An 11627-nucleotide genomic window follows, 5' to 3' on the forward strand; every position below is an offset into this window, starting at 1 on the left:
CTTATGTTAGAAAATAAAATTGACTTTATGGTAACAATTGAAGTACGCGAAGCAAATGCTAACGGAGATCCATTATCGGGTAATATGCCAAGAACAGATGCTAAGGGACATGGCTTAATTTCTGATGTGGCGATTAAGCGTAAAATTAGAAATCGTATGCAAGATTTTGGTCATCCCACTTTTGTTCAAGCCGGAGACCGTATTGAAGACGAGTTTCGCTCACTTGAAAAACGTTTTTCTAATCAATTTAATTCAAAAGATTCGGATGAAGATATTGAAGATCAAGCTAATAAATTATGGTTAGATGTTCGTTCATTCGGTCAAGTTTTTACTTATTTGAAAAAATCAATTGGTGTTCGTGGACCAGTTTCTATAAATATGGCTAAATCGTTGGAACCAATCGTAATCTCTGGTTTACAGATTACAAGAAGTACAAATGGGATGGAAGCTAAAAATGAAAGTGGACGTTCATCTGACACTATGGGTATGAAATACTTTGTTGACTATGGAGTTTATTTGCTGAAGGGATCTATTAATCCAAATTTTGCTGAAAAAACTGGATTTTCGACTGAAGATGTAGAGGTGATTAAGCAAGCGCTAGTAAGTCTTTTCGAAAATGATGCTTCTTCTGCACGTCCTGAAGGATCAATGCGTGTAAGAGAAGTCTTCTGGTTTACTCATTCTAATAAGTTAGGAAACATTTCTAGTGCGCGTGTTTTTGACTTGTTTGAGTTTGACAAAGAAAACCAAGAAAAGAATACTTATGAAGATTACGGTATTCATCTTAATCAAGAGAAGTTAGCAGAATATGAAAATAAAGGATTAAAAGTTGATATTCTAGAAGGACTATAACATGGTCTACGCGGAAAATGACTATTTGATGTTATCTGGCATCCAACATTTCCAATTTTGTAAACGGCAATGGAGTCTAATCCATATTGAACAACAATGGTCTGATAATGAAGCGACAGCACATGGACAGATTTTACACAAAAAAGCGGACGATCCTTATATAAAAGAGAAACGTAATGATGTTATTATCTCACGGGCAATGCACGTATCATCAAAAGAGCTAGGGCTCTATGGGATATTAGATGTTGTTGAGTTTCATAAAGATGAAAGAGGAATTGAGCTTAAAGGTAGAAGTGGTAAGTGGCTACCAATTATCGTGGAATATAAGCGAGGAAAAGACAAAAAAGATATTTACGATATTGTTCAATTAGTTGCTCAAGCTATTTGCCTTGAAGAGACTCTTGAGTGTACGATAGAGTATAGTTATCTATATTATCATCGTGTCAATCAAAAGAAACGAATAGAAATTACTCCTGAATTACGAAAAGAAGTAGTTTCTTTAGCCTCTCAAATGCACGAATATTATGAGCAGAAAGTAGTTCCGAAAGCTGAGTATTTTAAAAATTGTCAATTATGTTCTTTGGTTGATATTTGTATGCCACGCTTAAGCAAGAAGAATCGCAATATTGATAATTATATTTTTCATGCTCTAAAAAGTGAGGATGGCTTATGAAAAAGCTTCTTAATACATTATATTTAACGCAAGATAACTTTTATTTGACTCGAGAAAGAGATAATATCGTCATAAAACAAGAAGGAAAAGTCATCAGTCGTTTCCCGTATAGAATTATTGATGGTATTGTATGTTTTTCTTACTTGGGAGCATCTCCATCTTTAATTGAGTTGTGCGCTGAAAATCAGATTAATATATCTTTTCATACTCCTCAGGGGCGTTTTTGCGGTCGATTTGTTGGAGCAACAAATGGGAATGTTCTACTTAGAAGGCAACAATATCGTTTAGCAGATGCAGAACTGTCATTAGAATATGCGCAAAGATTCATTCTTGCAAAAATCTCTAATTCCAGGAAATATCTTCTCCGTTTTAAGCGAGATCATAGAGATCGAATCGATACTCATCTCTTCGAAGAAGTAAACACAGAGTTGACTTGGGCGTTGGAACAGGTTCAGTCAGTTGAGGATAAAAATTCCCTTCTGGGAATTGAAGGACAAGCTGCAAACCAATATTTTAGAATTTTTAATGATTTTATCCTAAATGATAAAGCGACGTTCCAGTTTAACGGTCGTACTAGACGGCCACCGTTAGATTGTGTGAATGCTTTATTATCATTTGGGTACAGCTTATTAACTTACGAGTGTCAGTCTGCGTTGGAAGCAGTTGGGCTAGATAGTTATGTTGGATTCTTTCATACTGATAGACCAGGTCGTGCTAGTTTAGCTTTAGATTTAGTAGAGGAGTTTCGTACCTTTATTGTAGATAGATTTGTATTTTCTTTGATAAATAAAGGTCAAATATCGAAAAAAGACTTTGAATTTAAAGAAAACGGTAGTGTTTTTCTATCAGAAAAAGGACGTGCCACATTTCTAGAACTGTGGCAGAAAAGAAAACATATGGAAGTTGAACATCCATATACTAAAGAAAAGGTGAAAATGATGCTCTTACCTTATGTTCAAGCCCAATTATTAGCAAAAGCTATTCGTGGGGAATTAGAGTCATATCCACCATTTATGATATAGGAGTTTATATATGATGGTACTGGTGACATATGATGTCAATACTGAAACAGCAAAAGGCAGGAAGCGTCTGCGCCATGTTGCAAAACTGTGCGTTGATTATGGCCAACGTGTTCAAAATTCAGTATTTGAATGTTCAGTAGCTCCCGCAGAATTTGTGGAAATAAAGTCTAAGTTACTAGATATTATTGACCCTGATTCCGACAGTATTCGATTTTATTTTCTTGGAAAAAATTGGCAAAATCGAGTGGAGACTATTGGACGAGATACAAGTTATGATCCTGATATAGGAGTATTAATACTTTAAAACGAGGAGTGCGAATCGAAGTTGCTCATAAAATAGCAGGAGTTTCGCGCAAAAAATTAGAAAAATTAATGGCAAAATTAGATTTTAGGGAATTATAATTCCTTTGTATTAATCAATTTTAGCCATAAACGGTGCAACTTTGCGCTGTCGCTCCCTTCACGGGGGCGTGGATTGAAATTTAGCAAAATTGGGGTGTTTTATCCTCAATATAGCGTCGCTCCCTTCACGGGGGCGTGGATTGAAATCATTCACGTAGATATTCCTTCATTGCCTGAATGTCGTGTCGCTCCCTTCACGGGGGCGTGGATTGAAATTGGTTCGCCTTTTGTATTTATGATCGTTCTCATCATGTCGCTCCCTTCACGGGGGCGTGGATTGAAATTACACTCTTTTTGACGCTTTGCAAGTCAATAAGAGTCGCTCCCTTCACGGGGGCGTGGATTGAAATAAATTAATTATAAAGGTCAATCAAATTAGAATTTGTCGCTCCCTTCACGGGGGCGTGGATTGAAATTTCCAAGACCTGATCCAAGTTAGTCGCTAGAGCCGTCGCTCCCTTCACGGGGGCGTGGATTGAAATAGAAGAATATTTACAACCTTCTTGCTTCTCAATGTCGCTCCCTTCACGGGGGCGTGGATTGAAATACCAAAAGATCCTAAGAACACAGAAAATCCAAAAGTCGCTCTCTTCACGGGGGCGTGGATTGAAATCAGATTTTTTTGTAGCTCCTTGCGCTGCTCTGGGTCGCTCCCTTCACGGGGGCGTGGATTGAAATTGATGATTATAAATATCTTGCAGAAGAAACTAAAGTCGCTCCCTTCACGGGGGCGTGGATTGAAATTTCCCCAGTTAATTCCAAAAACTACACTAATAAGGTCGCTCCCTTCACGGGGGCGTGGATTGAAATTTGACTAATAATAGTTGGCTTCACTTTCCCATCAGTCGCTCCCTTCACGGGGGCGTGGATTGAAATTAAAACAAAATAAAAAAAGCCGACCAGTGCCGACGTCGCTCCCTTCACGGGGGCGTGGATTGAAATTTTGGATTATGGACAAGGATACCAGAAATTATCGGGTCGCTCCCTTCACGGGGGCGTGGATTGAAATATGGCCCGAAATAACCAAGTGGCACAAAGCCTCGGGTCGCTCCCTTCACGGGGGCGTGGATTGAAATTCGTCCCATTGGTAGCGTTTATGCTCCTCAATAAGTCGCTCCCTTCACGGGGGCGTGGATTGAAATTCGACCCAACTTTTTAGCATTAAAGGTGAACAAGCACGTCGCTCCCTTCACGGGGGCGTGGATTGAAATTGGTTTTACCCAAGGATCGCAAATAACCCTATAATGTCGCTCCCTTCACGGGGGCGTGGATTGAAATATCCGCAGCGCTTTCTGGGCTGACTAAGGTAGCCGGTCGCTCCCTTCACTGGAACGTGTTGTGAATTTTATTGGTAAAAAATTTTAATATTACAGATCAGCATTATAGATCTCCACTTTTTCTTTGACTCTCCTTTCTTATTTTTCTAAAATAGTAGGTATGTGAAGGGAGATTGATATGAAAAAAGGTTTGGTAATTGTGCTTTCTGCTTTGGTCTTGGCCTCGTGTGGTCGTCCTCAGAGGACGGTGACGCCTAAGAGTTCGGATACAAAGCAGACCAGCACTTCGGAAAAGAAACAGTCTGGTATGGATTTGAAAGCCATTAAGGCTAAGGACTACTCGAGTATCAAGGGAACTTGGATCGATGGTCGTGGTAATGAGCTGGTCTTTGATGACAAAGGCTTGGTCAGCGAGGATGTTGAGCTTGATGCATCGAGCTTTAAGCAGAAGGACCAGATTGCTGAGATGACGGTTAGTGCTAAGTCGGGTGTTGGAGGCTACGGTCTTTTGCTCCTTCCAAAAGGTCAGAAAGCGGGCAAAGACGATGTTTCGGATAAGTCCAAGGATCGGATCTGGGCTGGTCAGTCACCAGCTTATGGCGATGATGACAATTTCTACTATCGCAAGAAAGAGCAACCGAAAGATCGGGAGCAAGTAGATACAGACGATAGCAGTAGTACGTCTAAATCGAGTAAGGGTAAGAAGTGGAATACTCGTTCGGATAGCGAGGTTAAATCTTCGAAGAAGGCGGATAAGAATGATTATCCAGGCTACACAGATGCTCAGGTCGAAGCTGCGCGTGTCTGGGCTTATGTGATCAAGAACGTGCCATCAGAATTAAATATTTCAAATAGTGCAGCTGGAACAAAGATTTATAATGGTGGCTTGGGTGTCGATTATCCCAAAGATGTGCGCCATCTGTTTGGTTCTTATTCAGCAGAAGGAAATATCACTTATGCATCCAACGGTGATGGAACGGTAACGATCTATCCTGTTCCGAGTCATTGGCATCAGTCTGCAGATGAACTCAATAGTGAAGAGTTTATGACGCAATTTACCCAAGGCATCTTGGACCATGCTGAAACGGTGACATTGCCTGATGGGGATCCAGACATGATTCGCCAGATCCTAGCCGTATTGAAGTAGGAGCTGGATTTGAGAGATCAGTTTATTGTTTTTTTGAGCTGATCCTGCTACAATGATATTACACGGAAAAGACTGGGCTTCCAGCCTTTTTCATTTCACCATAGAAAGGTCTTTTATGAAACGCAAATCGATTTTGTTTTTGTATTTACTCTTGCTAGCGATTGGACTGGCCTATGAGACCCAATCACTGACGGAAGGTTGGATGTCTGGTAGCCAGTACGGGATTGTGGGACTTTCGACCTTGATCCTTTTGGTCTATGCGCTTCCTGCTGTCTGGGCTCTCTTTCATTTTGCTAAGAAGTGGAAGTTGTCTTGGGTACCGGTTCTCTTTTCTCTATTAGGTGGGGGCTTTGTTGCCGGTTGGTTGTCTAGCTTTGCCAATACCTATTTCCATGACATGATTCAAGCGATCGCTCCAAATAGCGACTTTTGGAACCAGTACGAGAGTGCCATCGCTGCGCCACTCTTTGAGGAACCCTTTAAGTTGATTCCAATCTTCTTTGTTCTCTATTTGTTCGGCGTCCGTCGCATCAAGTCGATTTTCCTCTTGGCTATTGCCTCTGGTCTTGGTTTCCAGATTGTGGAGGACTTTGCCTATATCCGTCAGGATCTGCCGGAAGGTTTCTCTTACACGGTGTCAGGGATTCTCGGCCGTGTGGCCAATGCGCCCATGTCTCACTGGGTCTACACAGGTCTTGTAATGCTGGGGCTCTTCTTGATTGTCCAAGCAAGCAGAGGACGCAAGGATTTACGTCTAGTAGGCTGGGGATATTTAGTAGCTGGGTTTGGACTCCATTTTGTTGGCAATTCACCTTTCTCACAAATCGTGACCGAGTTGCCGATTGCGATTCCAGTCTTGAATGCTACTGGGCTCTTCCTAATCTACCAAGCTTATCAAACCGTCGAGCGATTAGAACAAGCAAAATAAAACAAAAAAAGAATGAGAGTGGGACAGAAATCGGTAATTCGTTAGAATTCGATTTCGTCGTCCCACCTCCGCACAGTTGAGTAGGGCTGTAAAAGCTGATGAAATCAGCGTAGTAGAGCCCACTCAACCACTGCGTCTTGCTCGACAATCCAAAAATAATTGAGAGGCTAGGACTTTTGTCCCAGCCTCATTTTTGTTATTTAGACACATTTTTTATCTACTTTTGTATAAACTGAGTGATCCGATAGCTGTAAAATAAATGCTATTTTGGAAGATATATTTGAGACTTTCCGCTGTGAGAAAAGTGCTAGAAACAATCATGTTTCTAGCACTCGGGAGTTTTGAAACGTTAGATTCAAAACTAAGTCATGGAACTTCTTCGAAGTTCGCTGACGTCCGTACTCACCTAAGGAAAGTCTCTAAGAGTATAGGATCTTAAAATAGATTTATTTACCAAGACAGAACTGGCTGAAGAGTTGGGTGATGAGCTCATCTGGAGCAGCATCCCCTGTGATTTCTCCGAGGATTTCCCAGGTGCGGGTGAGGTCGACTTGAAGCAGGTCTACCGGCATACCGAGGGCCAAGCCTTCGTTGACCGCTTGCAGGCTTTCAACAGCTTTCTCGATGAGAGAGATGTGACGAGCATTAGAAAGATAAGTCGCATCTTGCTCAACCAGCCCAGCATTTTCGAAGAAGAGAGCATTGATCCGGTCTTCGATTTGATCGATGTTTTGGTTTTTCAGAACGGAAATCTTGATATGATCTTCCGGCAGTTGGTCGATTTCGATCTTCTCTGGAAGGTCAACCTTGTTGAGAAGGATGATGCGGTTGCTATCTTGTGAGATCTCAAGGAGTTGGCGGTCTTGATCGGTCAAGGGCTCGCTAGCATTGAGGACGAGGAGGACTAGATCGGCTTCCTTGAGGGCTTTTTTCGACCGCTCGACACCGATCTGCTCAACGATGTCTTCGGTTTCCCGGATCCCGGCCGTATCGACTAGTTTGAGGGGAACGCCGTTGATGTTGACGTATTCCTCGATAACGTCACGGGTGGTTCCTTCGATATCGGTCACGATGGCTTTTTCTTCGCGAAGAAGATTATTGAGGAGGCTCGACTTGCCGACGTTTGGACGACCGATGATAGCAGTAGAAATCCCTTCACGCAAGATCTTGCCACGACGGGCGGTCTTGAGGAGATTGGTCAAGAGGGCTTCAAATTCACTGGTCTTTTCACGGATGATCTCAGTGGTTGCTTCTTCGACATCATCGTACTCAGGATAGTCGATATTGACTTCGACCTGGGCTAGGGTATTGAGGATCTCTTGGCGTGTGTTGTTGATCAGGTCAGACAAGGAACCGTCCAACTGTTTGACGGCAATGTTCATAGCCTTGTCGGTCTTAGCTCGGATAATGTCCATGACCGCCTCAGCCTGGGTCAAATCGACCCGACCGTTCAGAAAGGCCCGCTTGGTAAATTCCCCAGGTTCTGCAAGACGAGCTCCTTCACGGATGACCAATTGCAGGATTTCATTGGTCACCGCAATCCCACCGTGGGTATTGATCTCGATGATGTCCTCACGAGTAAAGGTCTTCGGCGAGCGCATGGCTCCAACCATGACTTCGTCGAGAATCTCGTTCTTATCTGGATCTACGATATGACCGTAGTTGAGGGTGTGGCTAGCCACGCTAGTCAAATCTTTTCCCTTAAAGATTTTTTGCGCAATGGCAAAGCTGTCGGTTCCGCTTAGGCGGACAATCCCGATAGCCCCCTCACCGAGAGGAGTCGAGATGGCAGCGATGGTATCAAATTCTTTAGTAATCATGTCATTTCTCTTTTCCTGTAGATTCATCTCTATTCTATCGTAAAGTCCGCAGACGGGCAAGGCTTTGCTTTTAGAACTAAAAGTTGGAAAGGTTTTCAATTAGTTAGTGAAATCTCTTACAGAATATGCTATACTGTAAGAGAATATAAAAGGAGGTCTATGATGGTAAACCTAAAAGAACAGGTAGGAATTAAAGCGGCTGAGTTTGTCAAAGACGGCATGATTGTCGGTCTCGGTACAGGGTCAACTGCTTATTATTTTGTGGCTGAATTGGGTCGTCGCATCAAAGAAGAAGGCTTGAAGATCACAGCTGTCACGACGTCGAGTGTGACTTATGATCAGGCTGAAAGTTTAGACATCCCGCTCAAGGCCATTGACGATGTCGAAGTGGTTGATGTGACGGTGGATGGTGCAGATGAAGTGGATCCTCAATTGAATGGGATCAAAGGTGGCGGTGGGGCTCTCCTCATGGAAAAGATCGTCGCAACCAATTCAAAAGACTGCATTTGGATTGTGGATGAATCCAAACAAGTCGCAACCCTTGGGGCTTTCAAACTTCCAGTGGAAGTAGTGCAATACGGGGCTGAAAATCTCTTCCGTCACTTTGAGCAAAAAGGCTACCATCCTGCATTCCGTCTTGCGGATGATCAACGATTTATAACTGATCAAGGCAATTTTATCATTGACTTGGATCTCAAAGTGATCAAGGATGCGGAAGCTTTGGCAAATGAACTAGATCACACCGTAGGCGTTGTAGAGCACGGTTTGTTCTTGAATATGATTTCAAAAGTGATTGTAGGGACACCAGATGGCCCGGTCATCATCGAAAAATAGGTTTCTCTAAAGAGGAGCCGGATAAAACAACGGCTCTCTTCTTATAGGAATATGGTATAATATAGCTAGTTTAATAAAGGAAAGAGGCAGTATATGTCAAAATTTAAACGCATACACTTAGTTGTGCTGGATTCAGTTGGGATCGGTGCTGCACCAGATTCCAATAACTTTGTCAATGCAGGAGTTCCAGATGGAGCATCTGATACTTTGGGTCACATCTCTAAAACCGTCGGTTTGAATGTACCAAACATGGCGAAAATCGGTCTTGGGAATATTCCTCGTGAAGTGGCTTTGAAGACTGTCCCAGCTGAAAGCAATCCAACTGGGTATGCGACAAAATTGCAAGAAGTCTCTCTTGGAAAAGATACCATGACTGGTCACTGGGAAATCATGGGGCTCAACATTACAGAACCTTTTGATACCTTCTGGAATGGTTTTCCTGAAGAAATTTTGACTAAAATCGAAGAATTCTCCGGTCGTAAGGTCATCCGTGAAGCCAACAAACCTTATTCTGGTACAGCGGTGATCGATGACTTTGGACCACGTCAGATGGAAACGGGTGAGTTGATCATTTATACATCAGCAGACCCTGTGCTTCAAATCGCAGCTCACGAAGACATCATTCCTTTGGATGAGTTGTACCGTATCTGTGAATACGCTCGTTCGATCACATTGGAACGTCCAGCACTTCTTGGTCGGATCATTGCTCGTCCTTATGTTGGAGAACCAGGCAACTTCACACGTACAGCCAACCGTCGTGACTTGGCTGTTTCACCATTTGCGCCAACTGTTTTGGACAAGTTGAACGAAGCTGGTATCGATACCTATGCAGTTGGTAAGATCAACGATATCTTCAACGGTGCTGGTATCAACCACGATATGGGCCACAACAAATCAAATAGCCACGGTATGGATACCTTGATTAAGACCATGGAACTTCCTGAGTTCCAAGAAGGTTTCTCATTTACCAACTTGGTAGACTTTGATGCTCTTTACGGACACCGTCGCAATGCGCACGGCTACCGCGATTGCTTGCATGAGTTCGATGAGCGCTTGCCAGAAATTATCGCAGCGATGCGTGAAGATGACCTCTTGATGATCACTGCAGACCACGGAAACGACCCAACCTACGCTGGTACTGACCATACGCGTGAATACATCCCATTCTTGGCTTATAGCCCATCCTTCAAAGGCAATGGCGTGATTCCGGTTGGCCATTTCTCTGATATTTCAGCAACGATTGCAGAGAACTTTGGTGTTGAAAAAGCCATGATCGGTGAAAGCTTCTTAGACAAATTGAACTAAGATGACACGTTTTGCTCTCCTCATAAGAGGAATCAATGTTGGCGGCAAAAACAAAGTGGTCATGGCTCAATTTCGTCAAGAATTGATGGAGCTGGGATTGGAACAAGTGGAAACCTACATCAACAGTGGCAATATCTTCTTTACGACAGGTCTTTCTCGATCTCAGTTAGTAGAGTGCCTGTCGATCTTCTTTGAGAATCACTATCCCTTTATTGAACGCTTTTCTCTCCTGAGTCGAGAAGACTATGAAGCAGAATGTGCAAACTTACCGCAATGGTGGACAGAAGAGATGGCTCGTAAGGATGTGCTCTTTTACACCGAGGGCTTGGATAGGGAATCCGTAGAAGAGAAATTGCTTGCTTTGGAGCTAGGAGATGAAGTGCTTCATCCTGGCAAAACAGCGGTTTTCTGGGGCAAATCCTCAGAAGAAAGCTACGCTAAAACCGCCTACCACAAACATCTGATGAAGATGCCTTTCTATCGTCAGATCACTATTCGCAACGTTAACACCTTTGACAAAATTGGTACATTACTTAAGAAATAAAAGGAGATACACAATGACATTGTTAGCAAAAATCAATGAAACAGCTGCTTTTCTGAAAGGCAAAGGAATGGAAGCACCTGAGTTTGGCTTGATCCTTGGGTCAGGTCTTGGAGAACTGGCTGAAGAAATCGAAAATCCAGTCGTAGTAGACTACTCTGAGATTCCAAACTGGGGTCGTTCAACGGTTGTCGGTCATGCTGGTAAATTGGTTTATGGTGATCTTGCTGGACGCAAGGTTTTAGCCCTTCAAGGACGTTTCCACTTCTACGAAGGAAACCCACTAGAAGTGGTGACTTTCCCAGTTCGTGTCATGAAAGTTTTGGGCTGTGAAGGGGTTCTTGTTACAAATGCTGCTGGTGGTATTGGCTTTGGTCCTGGTACTTTGATGGCCATCACAGACCACATCAACATGACTGGTCAAAACCCATTGATCGGTGAAAACTTGGATGACTTTGGTCCACGTTTCCCAGATATGTCAAAAGCCTACACACCTGAATACCGTGAGACAGCTCATAAAGTAGCAGATAAATTGGGTATCAAATTGGATGATGGGGTTTATATCGGTGTGACAGGTCCTACCTACGAAACTCCAGCTGAAATCCGTGCGTATAAGACACTTGGTGCAGATGCTGTCGGAATGTCAACTGTTCCAGAAGTCATCGTTGCAGCACACTCTGGCTTGAAGGTCCTTGGTATTTCATGTATTACCAACTTTGCGGCTGGTTTCCAAGAAGAGCTCAACCACGAAGAAGTAGTAGAAGTGACAGAGCGCATTAAGGGAGACTTCAAAGGATTGCTAAAAGCGATTCTTGCTGAACTCTAA

Annotated in this window: 11 protein-coding genes and 1 CRISPR repeat array; of the genes, 10 read left to right on the forward strand and 1 reads right to left on the reverse strand. The window is 43.0% G+C overall.

Features of this window, described 5'->3' with window-relative positions:
• Window positions 1-3 precede the first annotated feature (3 nt).
• The 6 genes from cas7c to HMPREF0833_RS02045 all read left to right on the forward strand — a co-directional run bounded on the left by cas7c (window position 4) and on the right by HMPREF0833_RS02045 (window position 6301).
• Window positions 4-852, forward strand: coding sequence for a type I-C CRISPR-associated protein Cas7/Csd2 (gene cas7c / locus HMPREF0833_RS02020; RefSeq protein ID WP_013903480.1), 849 nt, complete (start codon window positions 4-6; stop codon window positions 850-852).
• 1 nt (window position 853) lies between these two features.
• The gene (cas4, locus tag HMPREF0833_RS02025; protein WP_013903481.1) at window positions 854-1525 is read left to right on the forward strand and encodes a CRISPR-associated protein Cas4; all 672 of its coding nucleotides are present in this window, start codon (window positions 854-856) and stop codon (window positions 1523-1525) included.
• On the forward strand, window positions 1522-2547 hold the full coding sequence (gene cas1c / locus HMPREF0833_RS02030) for a type I-C CRISPR-associated endonuclease Cas1c (RefSeq protein WP_013903482.1): 1026 nt from the start codon (window positions 1522-1524) through the stop codon (window positions 2545-2547). The genes cas4 and cas1c overlap by 4 nt, the downstream gene beginning before the upstream one ends.
• A gap of 10 nt (window positions 2548-2557) precedes the next feature.
• Entirely contained in the window at window positions 2558-2851 is a 294-nt protein-coding gene (gene cas2 / locus HMPREF0833_RS02035) for a CRISPR-associated endonuclease Cas2 (RefSeq protein WP_013903483.1), read from the forward strand.
• A 146-nt stretch (window positions 2852-2997) separates the two neighbouring features.
• Window positions 2998-4227: direct repeats of the CRISPR family, unit length 32 nt; unit sequence GTCGCTCCCTTCACGGGGGCGTGGATTGAAAT.
• 177 nt (window positions 4228-4404) lie between these two features.
• Window positions 4405-5373, forward strand: a complete 969-nt coding sequence (locus HMPREF0833_RS02040) for a DUF6287 domain-containing protein (RefSeq protein ID WP_013903484.1) — start codon at window positions 4405-4407, stop codon at window positions 5371-5373.
• Between the two features lie 115 nt (window positions 5374-5488).
• Window positions 5489-6301 carry a PrsW family glutamic-type intramembrane protease gene (locus tag HMPREF0833_RS02045; protein WP_041818177.1) on the forward strand — a complete coding sequence of 271 codons (813 nt, stop codon included), beginning with the start codon at window positions 5489-5491 and terminating at the stop codon, window positions 6299-6301.
• Window positions 6302-6747: 446 nt separating this feature from the next.
• Here HMPREF0833_RS02045 and mnmE read toward each other — a convergent pair whose 3' ends face one another.
• Entirely contained in the window at window positions 6748-8121 is a 1374-nt protein-coding gene (mnmE, locus tag HMPREF0833_RS02050; protein ID WP_041818178.1) for a tRNA uridine-5-carboxymethylaminomethyl(34) synthesis GTPase MnmE, read from the reverse strand.
• A 162-nt stretch (window positions 8122-8283) separates the two neighbouring features.
• On the opposite strand from mnmE, the gene rpiA reads away from it, so the two are divergent.
• The 4 genes from rpiA (at window position 8284) to HMPREF0833_RS02070 (ending at window position 11627) form a co-directional block, all read left to right on the forward strand.
• Window positions 8284-8955 carry a ribose-5-phosphate isomerase RpiA gene (gene rpiA / locus HMPREF0833_RS02055; protein WP_041818179.1) on the forward strand — a complete coding sequence of 224 codons (672 nt, stop codon included), beginning with the start codon at window positions 8284-8286 and terminating at the stop codon, window positions 8953-8955.
• Window positions 8956-9048: 93 nt separating this feature from the next.
• Window positions 9049-10260 (forward strand): phosphopentomutase, encoded by a 1212-nt coding sequence (locus HMPREF0833_RS02060; protein ID WP_013903488.1) that lies wholly within the window; start codon window positions 9049-9051, stop codon window positions 10258-10260.
• A gap of 1 nt (window position 10261) precedes the next feature.
• Window positions 10262-10804, forward strand: coding sequence for a DUF1697 domain-containing protein (locus HMPREF0833_RS02065; RefSeq protein WP_013903489.1), 543 nt, complete (start codon window positions 10262-10264; stop codon window positions 10802-10804).
• 13 nt (window positions 10805-10817) lie between these two features.
• Window positions 10818-11627: a purine-nucleoside phosphorylase gene (locus HMPREF0833_RS02070; protein ID WP_003015673.1), complete on the forward strand. Its 810-nt coding sequence runs from the start codon at window positions 10818-10820 to the stop codon at window positions 11625-11627.

This window comes from Streptococcus parasanguinis ATCC 15912 (assembly GCF_000164675.2).
Lineage (GTDB): Bacteria > Bacillota > Bacilli > Lactobacillales > Streptococcaceae > Streptococcus > Streptococcus parasanguinis.

What these genes read in the sequence shown, in the direction of transcription:
- cas7c (WP_013903480.1), top strand. Translation starts at nt 4, where the DNA reads ATGTTAGAAAATAAAATTGACTTTATGGTAACAATTGAAGTACGCGAA.
- cas4 (WP_013903481.1), top strand. Translation starts at nt 854, where the DNA reads ATGGTCTACGCGGAAAATGACTATTTGATGTTATCTGGCATCCAACAT.
- cas1c (WP_013903482.1), top strand. Translation starts at nt 1,522, where the DNA reads ATGAAAAAGCTTCTTAATACATTATATTTAACGCAAGATAACTTTTAT.
- cas2 (WP_013903483.1), top strand. Translation starts at nt 2,558, where the DNA reads ATGATGGTACTGGTGACATATGATGTCAATACTGAAACAGCAAAAGGC.
- HMPREF0833_RS02040 (WP_013903484.1), top strand. Translation starts at nt 4,405, where the DNA reads ATGAAAAAAGGTTTGGTAATTGTGCTTTCTGCTTTGGTCTTGGCCTCG.
- HMPREF0833_RS02045 (WP_041818177.1), top strand. Translation starts at nt 5,489, where the DNA reads ATGAAACGCAAATCGATTTTGTTTTTGTATTTACTCTTGCTAGCGATT.
- mnmE (WP_041818178.1), bottom strand. Translation starts at nt 8,121, where the DNA reads ATGATTACTAAAGAATTTGATACCATCGCTGCCATCTCGACTCCTCTC.
- rpiA (WP_041818179.1), top strand. Translation starts at nt 8,284, where the DNA reads ATGGTAAACCTAAAAGAACAGGTAGGAATTAAAGCGGCTGAGTTTGTC.
- HMPREF0833_RS02060 (WP_013903488.1), top strand. Translation starts at nt 9,049, where the DNA reads ATGTCAAAATTTAAACGCATACACTTAGTTGTGCTGGATTCAGTTGGG.
- HMPREF0833_RS02065 (WP_013903489.1), top strand. Translation starts at nt 10,262, where the DNA reads ATGACACGTTTTGCTCTCCTCATAAGAGGAATCAATGTTGGCGGCAAA.
- HMPREF0833_RS02070 (WP_003015673.1), top strand. Translation starts at nt 10,818, where the DNA reads ATGACATTGTTAGCAAAAATCAATGAAACAGCTGCTTTTCTGAAAGGC.